The organism is Streptococcus bouchesdurhonensis, assembly GCF_948472335.1.
In genome coordinates this window covers 262,857-285,868 of record NZ_CAOKTW010000001.1, presented here as the reverse complement: position 1 = coordinate 285,868, position 23,012 = coordinate 262,857, and the positions used below count along the sequence as shown (strand labels likewise).

The window sequence follows — 23,012 nt, the reverse complement described above, 5'->3', positions numbered from 1 at the left end:
GGACATTATGGTATAATATAGTTAATTACTAATAGTGAAATGAGGCATTTATTAATGCAGGATAGAAATTTAGTGAATGTCAATCTGACAAAGGAGATGAAGACGAGCTTTATCGACTACGCCATGAGTGTTATCGTAGCGCGGGCCCTTCCTGATGTTCGAGATGGCTTAAAACCTGTTCACCGTCGGATTCTCTACGGAATGAATGAATTGGGTGTTACTCCAGACAAACCTCATAAAAAATCTGCTCGTATTACAGGGGATGTCATGGGTAAATATCACCCACACGGGGATTCCTCTATCTATGAAGCCATGGTCCGTATGGCTCAATGGTGGAGTTACCGTTACATGCTTGTAGATGGTCATGGGAACTTTGGTTCCATGGACGGTGATGGTGCTGCCGCCCAGCGTTACACTGAGGCACGTATGAGCAAGATTGCTCTGGAAATGCTTCGTGATATTAACAAAAATACAGTTGATTTCGTTGATAACTATGATGCCAATGAACGTGAACCCTTGGTCTTGCCAGCACGTTTTCCTAATCTTTTGGTTAATGGAGCAACTGGTATTGCGGTTGGGATGGCAACCAATATTCCACCTCATAACCTTGGTGAAACCATTGATGCAGTGAAGTTGGTCATGGACAATCCTGAAGTGACCACTAAGGACTTGATGGAAGTCTTGCCTGGGCCAGATTTTCCAACTGGTGCTCTTGTTATGGGGAAATCAGGTATTCATAAGGCTTATGAAACAGGTAAAGGTTCTATTGTCCTCCGTTCACGTACTGAAATTGAAGAAACTGAGACTGGCCGTGAGCGTATTGTTGTAACAGAATTTCCTTATATGGTCAATAAAACAAAGGTGCATGAGCATATTGTTCGTTTGGTTCAGGAAAAACGCATTGAGGGCATCACAGCAGTCCGTGATGAGTCAAACCGTGAAGGGGTTCGTTTCGTAATCGAGGTCAAACGTGATGCCTCGGCCAATGTTATTCTTAATAACCTTTTCAAGATGACCCAGATGCAAACCAACTTTGGTTTCAATATGCTTGCTATCCAAAATGGTGTACCGAAGATTTTGTCCCTTCGTCAGATTTTGGATGCTTATATTGAGCACCAAAAAGAAGTGGTTGTTCGTCGGACACGTTTTGATAAGGAAAAAGCAGAAGCGCGTGCTCATATCTTAGAAGGTCTCTTGATTGCGCTAGACCATATCGACGAAGTGATTCGTATCATCCGTGCTAGTGAAACGGATGCGGAAGCACAAGCTGAGTTGATGAGCAAGTTTAAGCTTTCTGAACGTCAAAGTCAAGCCATTCTTGATATGCGTCTTCGCCGTTTGACAGGTTTGGAACGTGATAAGATTCAGTCAGAGTATGATGACTTATTGGCTCTGATTGCAGATTTAGCAGATATTCTTGCTAAGCCAGAACGTGTTTCTCAAATTATCAAGGATGAATTAGATGAAGTCAAGCGTAAGTTTGGAGACCAACGTCGTACGGAATTGATGGTCGGTGAAGTCTTGAGTCTTGAAGATGAGGATCTAATTGAAGAAGCTGATGTCTTGATCACTCTTTCTAACAAAGGATACATCAAACGTCTGGACCAAGCTGAGTTTACTGCTCAAAAACGTGGGGGGCGTGGTGTTCAAGGTACAGGTGTTAAGGATGACGATTTTGTTCGTGAGTTAGTGTCAACTAGTACCCATGATCACCTACTCTTCTTTACAAATAAAGGACGGGTCTATCGCCTGAAAGGCTATGAAATTCCTGAATATGGCCGTACTGCTAAGGGATTGCCAATTGTCAATCTTTTGAAATTGGATGAAGGTGAAAGTATTCAGACCATCATCAATGTTGAATCTGAACGCAGCGATGATGCTTACCTCTTCTTCACAACCCGTCATGGTATTGTGAAGAGAACCAGAGTTAAGGAATTTGCTAACATTCGTCAAAATGGACTTAAGGCTTTAAACCTCAAGGATGAAGATGAGTTGATTAATGTCTTGCTGACAGAAGAGGACACGGATATTATCATTGGTACCAAGTTTGGTTATTCAGTTCGCTTTAATCAATCAGCTGTTCGTGGTATGAGTCGTATCGCCACTGGTGTGAAAGGTGTTAACCTTCGTGACGGAGATACAGTTGTTGGTGCTAGTGTGATTACAGACCAGGACGAGGTCCTTATCATCACAGAAAAGGGGTATGGTAAGCGCACAGTTGCGACCGAATATCCAACTAAAGGTCGTGGTGGTAAAGGGATGCAAACCGCTAAGATTACAAAAAAGAACGGTTCTCTTGCTGGTCTTATGACCGTTAAAGGCGATGAAGATTTGATGATTATCACTGATACTGGTGTCATGATTCGAACCAACGTTGCCAATATTTCACAAACAGGTCGCTCAACTATGGGAGTTAAAGTGATGCGCCTGGATCAAGATGCTAAAATTGTAACCTTTACTACGGTTGCAGCTGCAGAAAAAGAAGAAGTTGGGACAGAAAACGAAACAGAAGGTGAAGCATAATGTCTCATAAAAAGAACAAAAAGAAAACAAACCGTAAAAATTTACTAATCAATTTCTTGGCAGGGTTTTTAATCATCTTGTCAGTGGCTTTGATTTTCAATTCAAAAATTCGTGATATGTTCATGGTTTGGAATACCAATAAATACCAAGTCAGCCAGGTATCAAAAGAAAAATTGGAAGAAAATCAAGATACAGAAGGGAATTTTGACTTTGATTCCGTAAAAGCCATCTCGTCGGAAGCTGTCTTATCCTCACAATGGGATTCGCAAAAATTGCCAGTTATCGGTGGAATCGCTGTTCCTGAAGTAGAAATTAACTTGCCTATTTTTAAGGGACTGGATAATGTTAATCTCTTCTATGGTGCGGGTACAATGAAGCGTGATCAAGTGATGGGGAAAGGAAACTATTCGCTTGCGAGCCATCACATCTTCACAGCGGAAAACGCCAGCCAAATGCTCTTTTCTCCATTATCACGCGCTAAAAATGGGATGAAAATTTACCTAACTGATAAGGATAAAGTTTATACCTATGAAATCCGTGAAGTGAAGCATGTGACTCCAGATCGAGTTGACGAGATTGATGACCGTACTGGTGTTAATGAAATCACACTTGTAACCTGCGTGGACTATGATGCGACAGAACGTATCATCGTAAAAGGTGACCTGAAAGATACAAAAGACTATTCACAAACCCCTGAAGAAATTCTAACAGCTTTCAATCAACCATATAAACAACGTTATTAAAGATAAATCAGTAAAATCTTAGGTTTTACTGATTTTTTATAGATTGAATTTCAAAATAAACTGTTATGAAATACAGAAAACGCTTCCTAATATTGAAAGTTTGTGATATAATTATCAGGTAAAAAATTTTTAGGAGTTTATTATGGTTTCTTCAGAATTTATCTCAAAGATTGAATTTGCTTGCAAGAAGAAAGAAAGTCTTTATAGTCAAAGCAAATTTAAGTATGCGATTCGTTCTATGTTTGCAGGTGCATTTTTAACCTTCAGTACTGCTGCTGGTGCAGTTGGAGCTGACTTGATTAATAAAATTGCACCAGGTAGTGGACGTTTCCTCTTCCCATTTGTCTTTGCTTGGGGCTTGGCCTACATTGTTTTCTTGAATGCCGAGTTGGTAACATCAAACATGATGTTCTTGACTGCTGGTAGTTTCTTGAAAAAAATCTCTTGGAGAAAAACAGCTGAGATTTTACTTTACTGTACCTTGTTCAACCTTATCGGGGCTTTGATAGCAGGTTGGGGCTTTGCCCACTCAGCAGCCTATGCACATCTGACTCACGATAGTTTCATCTCAGGGGTTGTTGAGATGAAGTTAGGCCGTTCAAATGAATTAATCTTGCTTGAGGCGATTTTGGCAAATATTTTCGTAAATATTGCGATTCTTTCATTTGTTTTGGTCAAAGATGGTGGCGCCAAACTTTGGCTTGTGTTGTCGGCGATTTACATGTTTGTATTCTTAACAAACGAGCACATTGCTGCGAACTTTGCTTCTTTCGCGATTGTAAAATTCAGTGTTGCTGCGGATTCAATTGCTAACTTCGGTGTTGGAAATATGCTTCGTCACTGGGGTGTAACCTTCATTGGAAACTTTATCGGAGGAGGCCTCTTGATGGGTCTTCCATATGCCTTCCTCAATAAAAATGAAGATACTTATGTAGATTAAGAAAATGAGCACGATTGATTCGTGCTTTTTTCATTTTTAAAATAAGGTAATAGTTATTTACTATATCAAAATATAGAAAACTGATATTTGTAAACTATACCTTAAGGTGCTACAATATCCTTAATCAAACTATTTGGAGGTCGCCTTATGACTCGTGATTTTAAATTTGAAACTTTGCAACTGCATGCTGGTCAAGTTGTGGATCCAGCTACCAAGTCTCGTGCAGTGCCGATTTATCAAACAACATCTTTTGTTTTTGATGACACGCAGGAAGGTGCAGATTTGTTTGCCTTGAGAAAACCAGGGAACATTTATACTCGTATCACCAACCCTACAACAGCTGCCTTTGAAGAAAGAATTGCAGCTCTCGAAGGTGGTGTTGGAGCTCTTGCAACAGCATCAGGTATGGCCGCAGTGACTTATACGATTTTGGCTCTTGCTCATGCAGGTGACCATGTAGTTGCAGCATCAACTATTTATGGTGGAACCTTCAATCTTTTGAAAGAAACCCTTCCTCGTTATGGTATCACAACAACCTTTGTCGACGTGGATAATTTGGAGGAAGTGGAAGCAGCTATCAATGACAATACCAAGCTTGTTCTGATTGAAACCTTGGGTAACCCCTTGATTAATATTCCAGATTTGGAAAAATTGGCAGAGATTGCTCATAAGTACCAAATTCCACTTGTTTCGGATAATACCTTTGCCACACCTTACTTGATTAATGTCTTTTCTCACGGTGTAGATATTGCCATTCACTCTGCGACTAAGTTTATCGGTGGCCATGGTACGACTATTGGTGGAGTGATCGTTGATAGTGGTCGTTTTGACTGGGCGGCTTCAGGGAAATTCCCTCAATTTGTTGACGAGGATCCAAGCTATCACAACTTGAGCTATACTCGTGATGTGGGTGCAGCAGCCTTTATTATCGCTGTCCGTGTCCAATTGCTTCGTGATACAGGTGCAGCCTTGTCACCATTTAATGCCTTCCTCTTGCTTCAAGGACTGGAAACACTTTCTCTTCGTGTGGAACGTCATGTGCAAAATGCAGAGAAAATTGTTGATTTCCTTGTCAACCATCCTAAGGTAGAAAAAGTCAATTATCCAAAACTTGCAGATAGTCCTTACCATGCCTTGGCTGAGAAATACTTGCCTAAAGGTGTGGGCTCAATCTTTACCTTCCATGTCAAAGGTGGGGAGGCAGAAGCTCGCAAGGTAATTGATAGTTTGGAAATCTTCTCTGACCTTGCAAACGTAGCAGATGCTAAATCGCTTGTTGTCCATCCAGCAACAACCACCCATGGTCAATTGTCAGAAAAAGACCTTGAAGCTGCAGGTGTCACACCAAACCAAATCCGCTTGTCAATCGGACTTGAAAATGTAGAGGATTTGATTGAAGACTTGCGATTGGCCTTGGAGAAAATTTAAAGTAAAAGAAGATAAACAGTGGGTTTCGACTCGCTGTTTTTGATTTTCCTTCAGGCATGATATAATGGTTAAAGAAGTCTAGAAAGAGGAACGATATGAACGAAATCAAATGTCCCAACTGTGGGGAAGTCTTTACAGTAAATGAGAGCCAGTATGCTGAACTTTTATCCCAAGTGAGAACGGCAGAGTTTGATAAGGAACTACATGATCGGATGAAGCAGGAACTGGCCTTGGCTGAGCAAAAGGCCATGAATGAACAGCAGTCTAAACTATCTCAAAAAGACCAAGAAATTGCGCAATTACAGAGTCAAATCCAAAACTTTGATACAGAAAAAGAATTGGCCAAGAAAGAGGTTGAACAGACAAGCAATCAGGCCTTATTGGCTAAGGATAAGAAAGTACAGGCCTTGGAAAACCAATTGGCTACCTTGCGTTTGGAGCATGAAAATCAACTCCAAAAGACCCTTTCTGACCTAGAAAAAGAAAGAGATCAAGTCAAAAATCAGCTTCTTTTACAAGAAAAAGAAAATGAGCTTTCTCTTGCTTCTGTTAAGCAAAACTATGAAGCTCAACTCAAGGCAGCCAGTGAACAAGTCGAATTTTACAAGAATTTCAAAGCCCAACAATCTACAAAAGCTATAGGGGAAAGTTTGGAACAGTATGCAGAGAGTGAGTTTAATAAGGTCCGTAGTTTCGCCTTTCCAAATGCTTACTTTGAAAAGGATAACAAGGTTTCTGCGCGTGGTTCCAAAGGCGACTTTATCTTCCGCGAGAGTGATGAAAATGGTGTTGAAATCATTTCCATCATGTTTGAGATGAAAAATGAAGCTGACGGAACAGAGAAGAAGCACAAGAATGCAGATTTTTACAAGGAATTGGACAAGGACCGTCGGGAGAAGAACTGTGAATATGCGGTTTTGGTAACCATGCTTGAAGCCGATAATGATTACTTTAACACAGGGATTGTTGACGTCAGCCACGAGTATGAAAAGATGTATGTGGTTCGCCCTCAATTCTTTATCCAGTTGATTGGGCTCTTGCGAAATGCGGCGCTTAATTCCCTAAAATACAAGCAAGAGCTGGCCTTGGTTCGTGAGCAAAATATTGATATTACGCACTTTGAAGAAGACTTGGATGCCTTTAAGCTAGCCTTTGCCAAGAACTATAACTCTGCTTCGACCAACTTTGGCAAAGCAATCGATGAAATCGACAAGGCGATCAAACGCATGGAAGAGGTTAAAAAGTTCCTAACAACATCTGAAAACCAACTCCGTCTGGCTAATAATAAGCTGGAAGATGTCTCTGTCAAGAAATTGACACGTAAAAATCCAACCATGAAAGCGAAGTTTGAAGCACTGAAGGGGGAGTGAGATTATCTTAAAAACAGGAGTGTTATATGAAAAGAACTATAGAAATTATTAGAACATGGTCAGCTGATAAAATTGAATTAATTTTTCTTAAAAGCTGGAGCTACTTTGCTAGCTCATTTAGCTAGTTTGTTTATATAAATTAGTTTGTAATTTTTTATAGGAGTTTTTTATGTTAGATAATATTTCTAAGAATATCTCGAATTGGTCATCAGTTCGAATCTGCAGCATACTGGAGGTTTTTATTTTATTTTATCTACGTTGGATAATTATAGCAACAGCAATTAGTTTATTATTCGTAAAATCAACCGTCGTTACTACATTATTGCTCATATTTCTAACATTACTGACTATTATCGTTGTAATAACTCATTTTTTAGTAAATCACGTTGCAGAAGTTATTTTATACGAGCAAGTGAATTTTATAAAATATATTTCTCTTTTAACTGAAACTTATGAAAGGCGGCCTGATAATAAAACAGGGAATTTAAATGCCTTAAATCTGGGTTTAGCTAGGTGTGCTTTCTATCAAGGGAATTTTAGTGAGGCAATCCAATATGCTGAACGAATAAGAGTTAAAAGTTCTAAATTGAATTTGAAACGTATTTATGAACTAAACATCGTATTTATAGAATCATTATCATACCTTCATTTAAGGGAGACGGATGAAATTTCTAAACTTTTAGTTTCTTATGATTGGGAAAAAATTAAAAGAATTGATAAAAATAGAATGTTGGATTTAATTGAACCAGTATCAAAAATACTCAATGGAGAAGTTACAGGCTACTTCGACACCACCGAACCAGAAAATAAATTAGCTCGAATCATGTTCTCTTATTACGGAGCTCTCAATGCTCAGCTAAAAGGAGATGAGGCTCGTGCCCGAAGTTTGTTTGAAAGCATTGCCCATGAAAATCCAGAACTCTTTTATGTTCAGGAAGCGAAAAAATATTTAGAATCAGTGAAATGAGAGTAATATATGAAATTAGTAAAAAAAAATAGTAAGTAGGGCGACAGAAAACACTCTTTTACAACTTGATAGGGTTATTCTAATTTGCTTATTTTTAGTCTTGGATATTTATGTGATGGCAGTATTTTTAATATTTCAAAGCAATTTGGAAATATTGGGACTCATATTATTAGTTATTGACTTTTTAGTTCTCGTCTTTGTATTTTATTTAAGATTTGTATCTAGAAAAGTTATTGTTCTAGTGTTACACGATTCTATTGATCTTAAGCTATATGAAGACATGTTAAGAGTTCAATCAGAAAAATCTATTAAGCCCTTTAGGGCAACATATCGTGAGAATTACCAAATTATCCAAGGTCGAGTGGCTTATTTAAAAGGAGATTTTCAAGCTGCCAAGGAAAATATGTCCAAATATGATTTGAAAAAAATTTGGAAGAGATTCAGAACCCCTGCGTTTTTAATATCAAGCTTTGAACTATTAACAGTTTCCATTCATCTCCAAGATGTGCAAGATATTGCTTTCTTTGAGGAACAATTGTCCAAGGCGCCAGATTTTAAAGGAGGCAAAGCTACACTTGTTGCTCAAGCCCAAGCCATAAAAGATATTGTGTTCAATAAAGAAGTGAACGACTACTTTAACATTACTGAGCCAGAAAGTAAGCTAGCTCGAATCATGTTTTCTTATTACGGCGCTCTCAATGCCCAATTAAAAGGAGATGAAGCTCGTGCCCGTAGTTTGTTTGAAAGTATCGTCCATGAAAATCCAGAGCTCTTTTATGTTCAGGAAGCTAGGAAGTATTTAGAAAAATAAGCTGATATAGTTTTAAAATCTGTCTAAGATAGAATATGTTGATGTAAAGTGAAAAGGGAATTAGAAAGCAAAAATGAACGGTATTATCAACTTAAAAAAAGAAGCGGGGATGACCTCGCATGATGCGGTTTTTAAACTGCGTAAGATTTTGGGAACCAAGAAGATTGGTCATGGTGGGACCTTAGATCCGGATGTAGTGGGTGTTTTGCCCATTGCGGTTGGCAAGGCGACACGTATGGTCGAGTTTATGCAGGATGAGGGTAAAGTCTATGAGGGAGAAATCACTCTTGGTTATTCCACGACGACTGAGGATGCCAGTGGGGAAGTGGTCGCAGAGACACCTGTTTTATCGCCCTTGGATGAAAAGCTTGTTGATGAAGTAATTACGAGCTTGACTGGGCCTATTACCCAGATTCCGCCTATGTATTCTGCTGTTAAGGTCAATGGTCGCAAGCTCTATGAGTATGCGCGTGCTGGACAGGAAGTAGAGCGCCCAGAACGTCAGGTGACTATTTATCAATTTGAACGAACAAGTCCGATTTCTTATGAGGATCACCTTGCACGATTCACTTTTCGTGTAAAATGTAGCAAGGGAACCTATATTCGTACCTTATCGGTTGACTTGGGAGAAAAACTTGGCTATGCGGCCCATATGTCTCATCTGACTCGAACTAGTGCAGCTGGTTTACAGCTAGAAGATGCTCTTACCTTGGAAGAAATTGCTGAAAAAGTGAAGGCTGGTCAATTGGACTTTCTCCATCCTCTAGAGATTGGGACAGGCGACCTTGTCAAAGTTTTCCTAACTCAAGAAGAGGCTACAGAAGTACGCTTTGGTCGTTTTATCGAACTCGAACAAACAGAACAAGAATTAGCTGCCTTTGAAGATGATAAATTACTAGCTATTCTAGAAAAGCGAGACAATTTATACAAGCCAAGGAAGGTTTTTAGCTGATCTAACTGGGGTGTAGGGAGTGTTGTTTCCCCTAGACTATTCAAACCAGACTATAAATTTTGCAAAAATTATGATAGAATAGACGACGGATAAAAAAACGGAGGATAGCATGCAAAATAGACCAATCATTATCGGAGTGACAGGTGGTTCTGGTGGTGGTAAGACCAGTGTTTCAAGAGCCATTTTATCGCATTTTCCTGATGAAAAGATTTCCATGATTGAGCATGATTCATACTACAAGGATCAGTCTCATTTGACCTTTGAAGAGCGTGTCAAAACCAACTACGACCATCCTTTTGCCTTTGATACAGACTTGATGATCGAACAGATTAAGGAATTGTTGGCAGGGCGTCCGGTGGACATCCCGACTTATGACTATACAGAGCATACACGAAGCAGCAAAACCTATCGTCAAGAGCCTCAAGATGTCTTTATCGTTGAGGGGATTTTGGTCTTGGAGGACAAGCGCCTGCGTGATTTGATGGATATCAAGATTTTTGTGGATACAGATGATGACGTGCGCATTATTCGTCGTATCAAGCGTGATATGGAAGAACGTGGCCGTAGCCTTGATAGCGTTATTGATCAGTACTTGGGTGTGGTTAAACCAATGTACCACCAGTTTATCGAGCCAACCAAGCGTTATGCTGATATTGTCATTCCTGAGGGAGTCAGCAATACAGTGGCTATCGACCTGTTGACGACCAAGATTGCAAAGATTTTGGAAGAAGCTCGAAACAGCAAATAATCAGACGTGGAGGCCTTGCCTCCTTTTTTATTTTTCCCTTATAATGGTACATAAATGAAGATTTTTAGGCATATTTTTGGTATAATAATACTCATGAAAGAGCAAGAAAATGAATAGTAGGTGGAGATGGAAAAGTATTTATCGGTAACAACTTTGACCAAGTATCTGAAAATGAAATTCGATAAAGACCCTTATTTGGAACGGGTCTATTTAACTGGTCAAGTTTCCAATTTTCGTAAACGACCTACTCACCAATATTTCTCCCTAAAAGATGACCATGCAGTTATTCAAGCGACCATCTGGTCTGGAATTTATCAGAAATTAGGTTTCGACCTGGAAGAAGGGATGAAGATCAATGTGATTGGGCGTGTGCAGGTCTATGAGCCAAGTGGAAGCTACTCCATTATCATTGAAAAGGCAGAGCCTGATGGGGTTGGGGCGCTTGCGATTCAGTTTGAACAACTCAAGAAAAAATTGGCAGAAGAAGGCCTGTTTCAAGAGAGGTTCAAGCAACCTCTGCCCCAATTTTCTAAGAGAATTGGTGTAGTAACCAGTCGCAGTGGAGCCGTTATTCGAGATATTATCACGACCGTTAGCAGGCGATTTCCAGGTGTCGATATCCTCCTCTATCCGACTAAGGTTCAAGGTGAGGGTTCTGCGGAGGAAATTGCTCGAAATATTGCGCGTGCCAATCAACGGGACGATTTGGATTTGCTCATTATTGGTCGTGGTGGTGGTTCCATCGAGGATCTCTGGGCCTTTAACGAAGAAATTGTGGTACGAGCTATTTTTGAGTCTCGTTTGCCAGTTATCTCTAGTGTGGGACATGAGACAGATGTGACCTTGGCGGATTTTGTGGCAGATAGACGAGCTGCGACGCCAACAGCTGCAGCTGAACTAGCAACACCTGTGACCAAGTTGGATCTATTAGCTCATTTGCAAAATCAGGAAAAACGAATGGCAACAGCAGTCCGAAATGTCCTATCGAAGAAACAAGAAGCTTTGAAAAAATGCAGTCATTCTGTTATCTTTAGACAGCCAGAGCGCTTGTATGATGGCTATTTGCAACGCTTGGATCAACTGCAATTGCGTTTGAAACAAAGTTTGCGAACACGGATTTCTGATAACAAACAAGTCGTCCAAGCAAGGATACATCGACTGGTACAATTATCACCTGTTACCAAAATCCAACGCTATCAAGACCGTTTAGGCCAGTTGGATAAGCTCCTCCGTAGCCAAATGGCTCTGGTTTATGATGCCAAGGTTGCTGAAGTGAAGCGACTTTCAGAAGCCTTGTTGATGTTGGATACCAGTCGAATTGTGGCGCGTGGTTATGCTATTGTCAAAAAAGAAGAGTCCGTTGTAGATTCGGTTGAGAGTTTGAAGAAAAAAGACCAAGTGACGCTTTTGATGCGAGATGGTCGAGTAGAATTAGAGGTTAAAGATGTCAAAACAAAAGAAATTTGAGGAAAATCTAGCAGAACTGGAGACCATTGTTCAAAGTTTGGAAAATGGTGAAATTGCTCTGGAAGATGCGATTGCTGCCTTTCAAAAGGGTATGGTCTTGTCAAAAGAACTCCAAGCGACGCTGGACAAGGCTGAAAAGACCTTAGTTAAGGTCATGCAAGAAGATGGAACAGAAAGTGATTTTGAATGAAAAAGCAAGAAAAATTAGCTCTTGTCGAGTCGGCCTTGGAAGACTTTTATGGAGACCAGCAGTTTGCCTCTAGTTTGCGAGAGTCTGTTCTCTATTCCATTCATGCTGGTGGCAAGCGTATTCGTCCTTTTCTCTTGTTAGAAGTTTTGGAAGCCTTGCAGGTGGCTATTAAACCAGCACATGCGCAGGTGGCTGCGGCTTTGGAGATGATTCATACAGGGAGCTTGATTCACGATGATCTTCCTGCCATGGATGATGATGATTATCGTCGAGGGCGTTTGACCAACCATAAGAAATTCGGTGAAGCTATGGCCATTTTGGCTGGAGATGCCTTGTTCCTAGATCCTTATGCCTTGATAGCGCAGGCAGATTTGCCAAGTCAGATCAAGGTGGACTTGATTGCTAACTTATCCTTTGCTTCAGGTAGTCTGGGAATGGTTGCAGGGCAAGTTTTGGATATGGAAGGCGAACACCAGCATTTGTCTTTAGAAGAACTCCAGACCATTCATGCTAATAAGACTGGAAAACTATTAGCTTATCCCTTCCAAGCAGCTGCTATTATAGCCGAATTGGCACCTGAGATGCAGGCAAAGCTGAAAACTGTAGGTGAATTGATTGGGCTTGCTTTTCAGGTCAGAGACGATGTGTTGGATGTGACAGCTAGTTTTGAGGAAATCGGCAAGACACCTCAAAAGGATCTGCAGGCAGAAAAGTCAACCTATCCAGCCTTGTTGGGCTTGAAAGAGGCTATTGCCTTTTGTAACCAAACTCTGGATCAAGCTAATGCCAAATTAGAAGAAATTGCTCAGCAGGTTCCCTTTGAAACAGAATCGATTGTAAAAGTAGTAGAAAGTTTGAGAATCAATGGCTAAGGAAAGAGTGGATGTACTAGCTTATAAACAGGGCTTGTTTGAAACGCGAGAACAGGCCAAGCGTGGAGTAATGGCTGGTCTAGTCGTAGCAGTCCTTAATGGAGAACGGTTTGACAAGCCAGGAGAGAAAATTCCAGATGACACCGAGCTAAAACTCAAGGGCGAGAAACTCAAGTATGTCAGTCGTGGTGGCTTGAAACTGGAAAAGGCATTGCAGGTCTTTGAATTGTCAGTGGAAGGGGCAACAACGATTGATATCGGGGCCTCTACTGGAGGTTTTACCGACGTCATGTTACAGAATGGTGCTGAGTTAGTCTTTGCAGTCGATGTCGGCACCAATCAGTTGGCTTGGAAATTACGCCAAGACCCACGAGTTGTCAGCATGGAGCAGTTTAATTTCCGCTATGCTGAAAAGACTGATTTCGAAAAGGAACCGAGCTTTGCCAGTATTGATGTGAGTTTCATTTCTCTCAGTCTGATCCTTCCGGCCTTGCATCGAGTCTTGGCAGCTCAAGGTCAGGTTGTGGCTCTAGTTAAGCCTCAGTTTGAAGCAGGACGTGAGCAGATTGGGAAAAATGGAATTATTCGCGATGCCAAGGTCCATCAGAAAGTCCTTGAATCTGTAACAGCTATGGCAGTAGAGGAAGGTTTTTCAGTCCTTGGTTTGGACTTTTCTCCCATCCAAGGTGGGCATGGAAATATTGAATTTTTAGCGTATTTGAAAAAAGAAGAGTCAGCAAGTAATCAGGTTCTTGCTGAGATTGAAGAAGTAGTAGAGAGGGCGCATAGTCAATTTAAAAATGAATAAAAAAGAGAGACTTGAAAAAATTAGACGATTTGTGACAGATTATCAAATCGGTACACAAGAAGAAATCGTAGAACATTTGAAAGAAGCTGGCATTACTGCCACTCAAGCAACGGTATCCCGAGATATCAAAGAGCTAGGTATTGTCAAAATTCCTTTGAGAGACAATACCTATGTCTATGAATTGCCAAAATCAATCGTGAAAAGTTTGCAACTGGCTGAAGACAATATTGAGTCAGCTGAATTGATGGACAAGATGATCAATCTCCAAGTTATTCCAGGAAACACAGCCTTTGTAAAAGCTCAGTTAATCGAGACTTTTGCGGATAAGATTTTTAGCTGTTTGGCTGATGATAGTTCGATTTTAGTCATTGCCAGAAGTGAAAGTCTAGCTGAGGAAATCTTTGAACAAGTAAAAAATTGGTAGGTCTATATGTTACTTGAAATTTCGATAAAAAACTTTGCCATTATTGAGGCTATATCTCTCAATTTTGAAAAGGGGATGACGGTTCTGACCGGTGAAACAGGTGCAGGGAAGTCGATTATCATTGATGCCATGAATATGATGTTGGGAGCTCGTGCGACGACAGATGTTATTCGTCATGGTGCGCCAAAGGCAGAGATTGAGGGGCTTTTCTCAGTTGAGAATAGTCGCCTTTTGCAGGAAATTTTCGATGATCAAGGTTTGGAAATGGGGGATGAGATTATCATCCGTCGGGAAATTCTGCAAAATGGTCGTAGTATCAGCCGTGTCAATGGTCAGATGGTTAATCTGTCTGTTTTGCGCGCTATTGGGCAACATCTGGTAGATATTCATGGTCAGCATGACCAAGAGGAGTTAATGCGTCCCCAACTGCATATTCAAATGTTGGATGAATTTGGTGATACAGGCTTTTGGGCCTTGAAAGAAACCTATCAAACGAGTTTTGATGCCTATCGAAAAATGCGTAAGCAGGTTCTGGAAGTCAAGAAAAACCAACAGGAACACAAGGCACGTATTGAAATGTTGGAATTTCAAATGGCAGAGATTGAGGCGGCAAACTTGCAGGCTGGAGAAGACCTGTCTCTCAACCAAGAGCGTGATAAACTTCTTAATCATAAAAATATTGCGGATACGCTGACCAATGCGTACAGTATGTTGGACAATGAAGACTTTTCAAGTCTGGCCAATGTTCGTTCAGCCATGAATGACATGGAAAGTGTCGAAGAGTATGACCCTGAATACCGTGAAATTTCAAGCTCACTGTCTGAGACCTACTATGTCTTAGAAGACATTAGCAAACGTTTGGAAGCTATTATTGAGGACCTTGATTTTGATGGCAATCGCCTCATGCAGGTTGAGAATCGCTTGGATCTCCTTCATACTATTACCCGCAAGTATGGTGGGACTGTAGACGATGTTTTGCTTTATTTTGCCAAGATTACGGAAGAATATAATCTCTTGACAGGTAATAATCTTTCGTCTGAGGACATGGAAGCAGAGCTTAAGAAATTGGAAGTTAATCTTGTCGACTTGGCAGGTCAGCTTGCATCTGCCCGTCATGACTTGGCTCAGCAGCTCGAAGCAGAGATTAAACAAGAACTGCAAGACCTCTATATGGAAAAAGCCCAGTTTCAAGTTCGTTTTAGCAAGGGCAAATTCAGTCGTGAGGGAAATGAAATGGTTGAGTTTTACATTTCAACCAACCCTGGTGAAGACTTTAAACCCTTGGTCAAGGTTGCGTCTGGCGGGGAATTATCTCGTCTCATGTTAGCCATTAAGTCTGCCTTTTCACGTAAAGAAGGCAAGACCAGCATTGTCTTTGATGAGGTGGATACGGGAGTTTCAGGTCGTGTAGCTCAGGCTATTGCGCAGAAGATTCATAAAATTGGTCAGCATGGGCAGGTTCTGGCTATTTCCCATTTGCCACAAGTGATTGCGATTGCGGATTATCAATTCTTTATTGAGAAGATTAGCAATGAGCATTCAACGGTTTCGACTGTTCGTCTCTTGACGGTTGAAGAGCGAGTGGAAGAAGTTGCTAAGATGTTGGCAGGTGATGATGTGACGGAAGCAGCCCTGACGCAAGCCAGAGAATTGTTGAGAAACAGGGAGAAATAAGATGACAGACTATTATGTAATTGGAGATGTTCACGGAAAAGCTGGGATGCTGGAAGACCTTCTCAAAACATGGGATGGTCAGACCCAGTTACTCTTTCTAGGGGATTTGATTGACCGTGGTGAAGATAGTCGCCGTGTTCTAGAGATGGTTAAGGACTTAGTGGATAATCAAGGGGCTATCTGTTTGTCAGGAAATCATGAGTATATGTTTTTGACATGGCTAGATGATCCAGAAGAAAGCTATGATCACTATCGTCGCAATGGTGGAGATACAACCATTAACTCTATCCTAGGTCGTCCTTTGGATGCACCGGTTGATGGAGTTGAGGATGCCAATCGTGTTGCTACTGAAGCGGCAGACTTGGTCGAATTTATTCGTCAAATGCCGTTTGTGGTAGAGACAGACAAGTATATCTTTGTTCATGCAGGTATTGATTTGACCTTGGATGACTGGCATGAAACTACAGATTACAAGAAAGTCTGGCTTAGAAAACCATTCCACGAAGCCGAAAATCATACTGGAAAAACCATTGTCTTCGGACATACACCAGTCTATGGTTTACTAAAGCAAGAGCGTGGTACTGCTGAGCTTTGGACTACAGAAGATGGCAAGATTGGAATGGATGGAGGAGCTGTTTATGGTGGTGTCCTTCATGGGATTGTCTTTACAGATCAAGGAATGACAGAACACCACTTTATCGAAAATGACGGCTTTGTTGCTGAAGATTAGTACTCCTAGCAGGGTATGGTCTTGTCAAAATGTCAAAAACAATTTATAATAAATAGATACCCTGAAAGGAAGAGAATCATGAACTTAGAAGAATTGAAAAAACGACAGGAGAAGATCCGTAACTTCTCTATTATCGCTCATATTGACCATGGGAAATCAACTCTAGCAGACCGCATTTTGGAAAAGACAGAGACAGTATCCAGTCGTGAAATGCAAGCTCAACTTTTGGACAGTATGGATCTAGAGCGAGAACGTGGGATTACTATTAAACTCAATGCCATCGAGTTGAATTACACTGCAAAAGATGGGGAAACTTACATTTTTCACTTGATTGACACGCCGGGGCACGTTGACTTTACCTATGAAGTTTCACGTTCGCTAGCTGCCTGTGAGGGTGCTATTTTGGTGGTTGATGCTGCTCAAGGTATTGAGGCTCAAACCCTTGCCAACGTTTATCTAGCCTTGGACAATGATTTGGAAATCATGCCAGTCATTAACAAAATTGACCTGCCTGCTGCAGACCCTGAGCGCGTGCGTACAGAGATTGAAGATGTCATTGGTTTGGATGCCAGTGAAGCAGTTTTGGCTTCTGCCAAGGCTGGTATTGGGATTGAAGAAATCCTCGAGCAAATCGTAGAAAAAGTACCAGCACCAACAGGTGATGTGACGGCACCACTTAAGGCCTTGATTTTTGACTCTGTTTACGATGCTTACCGTGGAGTTATTCTTCAAGTGCGTGTCATGGACGGGGTGGTTAAACCTGGTGATAAGATTCAGCTTATGAGCAATGGCAAGACTTTTGATGTTACGGAAGTCGGTATCTTTACACCCAAGGCAGTTGGTCGTGATTTCCTTGCTACTGGTGACGTTGGATATATCGCTGCATCTATCAAGACAGTTCAGGACACTCGTGTGGGTGATACCGTTACCTTGGCAACCAATCCTGCGGCTGAGCCATTACATGGTTACAAACAAATGAATCCTATGGTCTTTGCGGGTCTATATCCTATCGAGTCAAACAAGTACAATGACCTACGTGAAGCGCTTGAAAAATTGCAACTGAATGATGCTAGTCTGCAGTTTGAACCAGAAACATCTCAGGCACTTGGATTTGGTTTCCGTTGTGGTTTCCTTGGACTTCTCCATATGGATGTTATCCAAGAGCGTTTGGAACGTGAGTTCAACATTGACCTCATCATGACAGCTCCATCTGTTATCTATAAGGTTAACTTGACCGACGGTGAGTCTATGGATGTATCTAACCCATCTGAGTTCCCAGATCCTACCAAGATTGCGACCATTGAAGAGCCTTATGTTAAGGCGCAAATCATGGTACCACAGGAGTTCGTAGGAGCTGTAATGGAGCTAGCTCAGCGCAAGCGTGGTGACTTTGTGACTATGGACTATATTGATGATAACCGTGTCAATGTTATCTATCAAATTCCACTGGCTGAAATCGTCTTTGATTTCTTTGATAAGCTTAAGTCTTCAACACGTGGTTATGCAAGCTTTGACTACGAATTGTCAGAGTATCGCCCCTCTAAGCTGGTCAAAATGGACATCCTTCTCAATGGAGACAAGGTGGATGCCCTTAGCTTTATCGTTCACAAGGACTTTGCCTACGAACGCGGAAAACTCATCGTTGATAAGCTTAAGAAAATCATCCCTCGCCAACAATTTGAGGTGCCAATTCAAGCAGCTATTGGACAGAAGATTGTCGCTCGTACTGATATCAAGGCCCTTCGTAAGAACGTACTTGCTAAATGTTATGGTGGTGACGTTTCTCGTAAACGCAAACTCCTTGAAAAACAAAAAGCTGGTAAGAAACGCATGAAAGCTATCGGATCAGTAGAAGTTCCACAAGAAGCCTTCCTTAGCGTCTTGAGCATGGATGAAGAATAAGTTATCATAATTGTTTTTCTTGTTCACAGGAAACTTACATAAGAATCAATAGTAAAACAGGCTTAAATAGGCCTGTTTTTTTGCATTTATAATAGGATTAAATCGTTTAAAGTGTTTGTTTTAAATGTTTGTTTTGCTTATAAAGATAAAAAATAAACAAAATAATCAAAAAAAAGGACAAAAAACAACAAAAAATTATTGACAACGATTTCATATAGTGTTATACTTATAGCATAAAGTTAATGGAAAGAAGGGAAAACCTTATGGGATTAGATCATTTCTTTGACAAAAACCTTGTGTTTTGCTTAGAAGCGGATAATCAAGAACATCTCTTTGATCAGGTTGCTACTTTATTGGAAGAACGAGAAATCGTAACTCCAACTTATCGTGAAGCCTTGATCACGCGTGAAAAGTCATTTCCAACTGGCCTAGATATGGAATTTTTGGGTAAGGATTTGCCGAATGTGGCTATTCCTCACACAGATATTGTTCATAATCTAGCCGAAAAAGTTGTGGTCGTTCGATTAGAAAAACCAGTGACTTTCCACAATATGATTGCGCCAGATAAGGAAGTAGAAGTATCCTTGCTCTTCTTTATCATTAATAACTCAAGTTCAAGTCAAACGAACATTCTTGCTCAGTTGATGGACTTCTTTACTGGAAATAGTCATCTTGAAGACCTATCAAAAATTTCTGAACCAGAAGCCCTCTATGCTTATATTGCTGAAGCAATTGCTTAATTTTGTCTATTAAAAATATTAAATCGGAGGAAATCCATATGATTAAAATTCTTGCTGCCTGCGGTGCAGGTGTTAACTCAAGCCACCAAATTAAAAGTGCTCTTGAAGAAGAACTTTCAAACCGCGGTTTTGATGTTCACTGTGATGCAGTTATGGTAAAAGACGTTAATGAAGACCTTATCAAAGGTTATGACATTTTTACACCAATTGCTGCAACAGATCTTGGTTTTGACCCAGGTATTCCAGTTATCGAAGCTGGACCAATCTTATTCCGTATCCCAGCAATGAGTGCTCCAGTATTTGATAATATTGAAGCAGCTATCAAAGAACACGGGTTAAGCTAATTTTAATTTGTTAACATTCATATAACTATAAAAAGGGAGGAACTATTATGGATGTCATTATCGAACTAGCCAATAAGCTGTTCAAACCTATCTTGGATATGGGTGGGCCAATCATCATGCTGATCATTTTGACAGTATTGGCTCTACTTTTTGGAGTGAAATTCTCCAAAGCACTTGAAGGTGGTATCAAACTTGCCATCGCTCTTACTGGTATCGGTGCTATCATCGGTATGCTGAATGGTGCTTTCTCAGCATCACTTGCAAAATTCGTTGAAAATACTGGTATTCAATTGAACATCACTGACGTTGGTTGGGCACCACTTGCTACAATCACTTGGGGATCTGCTTGGACACTTTACTTCTTGCTCATCATGTTGATTGTCAATGTAGTGATGCTTGCTATGAAGAAAACTGATACACTTGACGTTGATATCTTCGATATCTGGCACTTGTCTATCACAGGTCTTTTGATTAAATGGTATGCAGACAACAACGGTGTAAGCCAAGGGGTTTCACTCTTCATCGCCACTGCAGCAGTTGTCCTTGTAGGTGTTCTTAAAATCATCAACTCTGATTTGATGAAACCTACATTTGATGACCTTCTTAACGCACCAAGTTCATCACCAATGACTTCAACTCACATGAACTACATGATGAACCCAGTTATCATGGTTTTGGATAAGATTTTTGAAAAATTCTTCCCAGGTCTTGATAAATATGACTTTGATGCTGCTAAATTGAACAAGAAAATCGGTTTCTGGGGATCTAAATTCTTCATCGGTTTCATCCTTGGTATCGTTATCGGTTTGATGGGTACTCCACATCCAGTTGCTGGCGTAGAAGATGCAGCAAACTAGCAATTAGTTATTAAAGGTTGGTTGTCTCTTGGTTTGACAGCTGGTGTGTCTTTGGAACTCTTCTCACTTATCGGTTCATGGTTCATCGCTGCCGTAGAGCCACTTTCACAAGGTATTACAAACGTTGCTACTAAACGTCTTCAAGGACGTAAATTCAACATCGGTCTTGACTGGCCTTTCATCGCTGGTCGTGCTGAAGTTTGGGCTTGTGCAAACGTACTTGCACCAATCATGTTGGTTGAAGCTGTGCTTCTTTCAAACGTCGGAAATGGTATCTTGCCACTTGCAGGTATCATCGCTATGGGTGTTACTCCAGCTCTCTTGGTTGTAACACGTGGTAAATTGCTCCGTATGATTATCTTCGGAACACTCTTGTTGCCACTCTTCCTTCTTTCAGGTACACTTATCGCTCCATTTGCAACAGAACTTGCTAAAGGTGTAGGTGCATTCCCAGAAGGTGTGAGCCAAACTCAATTGATTACTCACTCAACTCTTGAAGGACCAATCGAAAAACTTCTTGGTTGGACAATTGGTAACACTACAACTGGTGATATCAAAGCAATCCTTGGTGCTGTAGTCTTCCTTGTATTCTATATCGGTATCTTTGCATGGTACAGAAAACAAATGATCAAACGTAACGAAGAGTACGCAGCAAAAGCAAAATAATGCGCTCCTATAAAATGTAAATTGTTAAAGCTAGGTTGTCGACATCCATTAGGAGTGACAGCCTAGTTTTTTATAAACTATCAAGAAATCGGAGAAAATAATGGTAATTGAATTAAAATCAGAACAATTAAGAGTTGAATTTAACAGTTTTGGTGGGGCTCTTTCTTCTATAAAAGATGCCGAGGGAGTTGAGTATTTGTGGCAAGGAGATGCTACTTATTGGAGTGGACAAGCTCCTGTTCTCTTCCCCATTTGTGGTTCATTGAGAGAGGATACAGCACTTTATATAGATGATAATGGACAAGAAATCAAAGGAAAGATTCCTCGTCATGGTTTGGTTCGTAAGAAAGAATTTGAATTAGTTGAACAGACAGATAATAGTGTAACTTTTGCAATTGAAGACGATGAGAATAGCTATCAGAACTACCCTTATCATTTCCGCTTAGAAATCACTTATATCCTTACTGGAAAGACAGTACGGACTCAATACAAAATATTTAATAAAGAAATTAGCAAGGTCATGCCTTACTTTATTGGTGGACATCCAGGATTTAATTGTCCTCTGCTTGATGATGAAGTCTATGAAGATTATTATCTAGAGTTTGAAAAAGAAGAGACTTGCTCTGTTCCACGTCCTTTCCCAGAAACAGGTATGCTTGATTTTCAAGATAGAAGTCCATGGCTAGAAGGTCAAAAAGAATTAGACCTCAGCTATGATCTTTTCAGCACTGATGCAGTCACCTTAGATGAATTGCAATCTAGAACAATTGCCCTTCGTTCTCGTAAACATGATAAGGGATTGAAAGTTCGTTTTGCAGAGTTTCCAAACCTCATTATATGGTCAACTTTGAATAAAGGACCTTTCATTGCTTTTGAACCATGGTCTGGCTTGTCAACATCCCTTGAAGAAGGAGATCATCTAGAAGATAAGAAGAATGTTCGTCTCCTAGAACCTGCTCAAGTAGATCAAATTGGTTTTGATATCGAAATTTTTTAATTAAAAAAACACAAAAACAAACATTAATTGTTGACTTTTTTAAGAAATAGGAGTATATTATGTTTGTAAGCAACAAATGATGTTTGTCACAAACAAACAATCACTTGTTATATTCTCTTTCGTAGAGAAAGATTATTTCTAGGAAGCTGGTTTCCTAAACTTGAATAAGGTGTCATTCATCTCATTCAATCCAATTTGTCAATAAACTGCTAGAAAGCTTTTTGTAGGTAATACTCAATGAAAATTAAAGAGCAAACTAGGAAACTAGCCGCAGGCTGTACTTGAGTACGGCAAGGCGACGTTGACTCGGTTTGAATTTGATTTTCGAAGAGTATAAACTGCTAACTATAAAAGGTTTTATTAGCCTAGAAAAATAAAAAGGAGTATACAATATGTCTATTGTTATCGGTGCAGATGCTGCAGGTTTGAGATTGAAAGAAGTTGTGAAAGACTTCTTGGAAAAAGAAAACTTCCACGTTGTGGATGTTACAGCTGAAGGTCAAGACTTTGTTGATGTGACTCTTGCTGTTGCTGCAGAAGTAAACAAAGAAGAACAAAACCTTGGTATCGTGATTGATGCTTATGGAGCTGGTCCATTCATGGTTGCAACTAAGATCAAAGGAATGGTTGCTGCAGAAGTATCTGACGAACGTTCAGCTTATATGACTCGTGGACACAACAACTCACGTATGATCACTATGGGTGCACAACTTGTCGGTGATGAATTGGCTAAAAACATCGCTAAAGGATTTGTTAACGGTAAATACGATGGTGGACGTCACCAAATTCGTGTCGACATGTTGAACAAAATGTGCTAATACTCTTCAAAAATCAAGATAATCTGTTGTCAGCTCACTTT

At 40.3% G+C, this 23,012-nt stretch carries 21 protein-coding genes and 1 pseudogene; all 22 read left to right on the top strand.

What is annotated here, in order from left to right; all coding sequences use genetic code 11:
• Nucleotides 1-54: 54 nt before the first annotated feature.
• Nucleotides 55-2,523, top strand: a complete 2,469-nt coding sequence (gene gyrA, locus QMQ21_RS01390) for a DNA gyrase subunit A (RefSeq protein ID WP_261813778.1) — start codon at nucleotides 55-57, stop codon at nucleotides 2,521-2,523.
• Entirely contained in the window at nucleotides 2,523-3,266 is a 744-nt protein-coding gene (locus QMQ21_RS01385) for a class A sortase (protein ID WP_261813777.1), read from the top strand. The genes gyrA and QMQ21_RS01385 overlap by 1 nt, the downstream gene beginning before the upstream one ends.
• Nucleotides 3,267-3,408: 142 nt before the next feature.
• A complete protein-coding gene (locus QMQ21_RS01380; protein ID WP_000254773.1) occupies nucleotides 3,409-4,206 on the top strand; it encodes a formate/nitrite transporter family protein in 798 nt (265 codons plus the stop codon).
• Nucleotides 4,207-4,353: 147 nt separating this feature from the next.
• Entirely contained in the window at nucleotides 4,354-5,634 is a 1,281-nt protein-coding gene (locus QMQ21_RS01375; RefSeq protein ID WP_261813776.1) for an O-acetylhomoserine aminocarboxypropyltransferase/cysteine synthase family protein, read from the top strand.
• Nucleotides 5,635-5,729: 95 nt separating this feature from the next.
• Nucleotides 5,730-7,004, top strand: coding sequence for a DUF2130 domain-containing protein (locus QMQ21_RS01370; RefSeq protein WP_261813775.1), 1,275 nt, complete (start codon nucleotides 5,730-5,732; stop codon nucleotides 7,002-7,004).
• Between the two features lie 169 nt (nucleotides 7,005-7,173).
• The gene (locus tag QMQ21_RS01365; RefSeq protein ID WP_000886495.1) at nucleotides 7,174-7,971 is read left to right on the top strand and encodes a hypothetical protein; all 798 of its coding nucleotides are present in this window, start codon (nucleotides 7,174-7,176) and stop codon (nucleotides 7,969-7,971) included.
• 115 nt (nucleotides 7,972-8,086) lie between these two features.
• Nucleotides 8,087-8,782, top strand: coding sequence for a hypothetical protein (locus QMQ21_RS01360; protein WP_261813774.1), 696 nt, complete (start codon nucleotides 8,087-8,089; stop codon nucleotides 8,780-8,782).
• Nucleotides 8,783-8,855: 73 nt separating this feature from the next.
• Nucleotides 8,856-9,734 carry a tRNA pseudouridine(55) synthase TruB gene (gene truB / locus QMQ21_RS01355; protein ID WP_261813773.1) on the top strand — a complete coding sequence of 293 codons (879 nt, stop codon included), beginning with the start codon at nucleotides 8,856-8,858 and terminating at the stop codon, nucleotides 9,732-9,734.
• Between the two features lie 109 nt (nucleotides 9,735-9,843).
• A complete protein-coding gene (gene udk, locus QMQ21_RS01350) occupies nucleotides 9,844-10,482 on the top strand; it encodes a uridine kinase (RefSeq protein ID WP_001181376.1) in 639 nt (212 codons plus the stop codon).
• A gap of 126 nt (nucleotides 10,483-10,608) precedes the next feature.
• Nucleotides 10,609-11,949 (top strand): exodeoxyribonuclease VII large subunit, encoded by a 1,341-nt coding sequence (xseA, locus tag QMQ21_RS01345; protein ID WP_261813772.1) that lies wholly within the window; start codon nucleotides 10,609-10,611, stop codon nucleotides 11,947-11,949.
• Nucleotides 11,927-12,139: an exodeoxyribonuclease VII small subunit gene (locus QMQ21_RS01340; protein WP_000043226.1), complete on the top strand. Its 213-nt coding sequence runs from the start codon at nucleotides 11,927-11,929 to the stop codon at nucleotides 12,137-12,139. Before xseA ends, QMQ21_RS01340 begins: the two co-directional genes overlap by 23 nt.
• Complete coding sequence (locus QMQ21_RS01335; RefSeq protein WP_261813771.1) at nucleotides 12,136-13,011, top strand: polyprenyl synthetase family protein; 876 nt, start codon at nucleotides 12,136-12,138, stop codon at nucleotides 13,009-13,011. Before QMQ21_RS01340 ends, QMQ21_RS01335 begins: the two co-directional genes overlap by 4 nt.
• Nucleotides 13,004-13,819, top strand: a complete 816-nt coding sequence (locus QMQ21_RS01330; protein ID WP_261813770.1) for a TlyA family RNA methyltransferase — start codon at nucleotides 13,004-13,006, stop codon at nucleotides 13,817-13,819. Before QMQ21_RS01335 ends, QMQ21_RS01330 begins: the two co-directional genes overlap by 8 nt.
• Nucleotides 13,812-14,243, top strand: a complete 432-nt coding sequence (locus tag QMQ21_RS01325) for an arginine repressor (RefSeq protein ID WP_020900686.1) — start codon at nucleotides 13,812-13,814, stop codon at nucleotides 14,241-14,243. The genes QMQ21_RS01330 and QMQ21_RS01325 overlap by 8 nt, the downstream gene beginning before the upstream one ends.
• Nucleotides 14,244-14,249: 6 nt before the next feature.
• Nucleotides 14,250-15,917: a DNA repair protein RecN gene (gene recN / locus QMQ21_RS01320; protein ID WP_247932939.1), complete on the top strand. Its 1,668-nt coding sequence runs from the start codon at nucleotides 14,250-14,252 to the stop codon at nucleotides 15,915-15,917.
• 1 nt (nucleotide 15,918) lies between these two features.
• Nucleotides 15,919-16,647, top strand: a complete 729-nt coding sequence (locus QMQ21_RS01315) for a metallophosphoesterase family protein (RefSeq protein ID WP_084924492.1) — start codon at nucleotides 15,919-15,921, stop codon at nucleotides 16,645-16,647.
• A 78-nt stretch (nucleotides 16,648-16,725) separates the two neighbouring features.
• On the top strand, nucleotides 16,726-18,549 hold the full coding sequence (gene lepA, locus QMQ21_RS01310; protein WP_001047209.1) for a translation elongation factor 4: 1,824 nt from the start codon (nucleotides 16,726-16,728) through the stop codon (nucleotides 18,547-18,549).
• 263 nt (nucleotides 18,550-18,812) lie between these two features.
• The gene (locus tag QMQ21_RS01305) at nucleotides 18,813-19,289 is read left to right on the top strand and encodes a PTS sugar transporter subunit IIA (RefSeq protein WP_000521976.1); all 477 of its coding nucleotides are present in this window, start codon (nucleotides 18,813-18,815) and stop codon (nucleotides 19,287-19,289) included.
• Between the two features lie 38 nt (nucleotides 19,290-19,327).
• On the top strand, nucleotides 19,328-19,633 hold the full coding sequence (locus QMQ21_RS01300) for a PTS sugar transporter subunit IIB (protein WP_000590547.1): 306 nt from the start codon (nucleotides 19,328-19,330) through the stop codon (nucleotides 19,631-19,633).
• A 47-nt stretch (nucleotides 19,634-19,680) separates the two neighbouring features.
• A pseudogene (locus QMQ21_RS01295) lies at nucleotides 19,681-21,156 on the top strand (PTS galactitol transporter subunit IIC).
• Nucleotides 21,157-21,256: 100 nt separating this feature from the next.
• A complete protein-coding gene (locus QMQ21_RS01290) occupies nucleotides 21,257-22,153 on the top strand; it encodes an aldose 1-epimerase family protein (protein ID WP_247949287.1) in 897 nt (298 codons plus the stop codon).
• Between the two features lie 392 nt (nucleotides 22,154-22,545).
• A complete protein-coding gene (gene lacA / locus QMQ21_RS01285; RefSeq protein ID WP_000029277.1) occupies nucleotides 22,546-22,971 on the top strand; it encodes a galactose-6-phosphate isomerase subunit LacA in 426 nt (141 codons plus the stop codon).
• The last annotated feature ends 41 nt before the right edge of the window (nucleotides 22,972-23,012 follow it).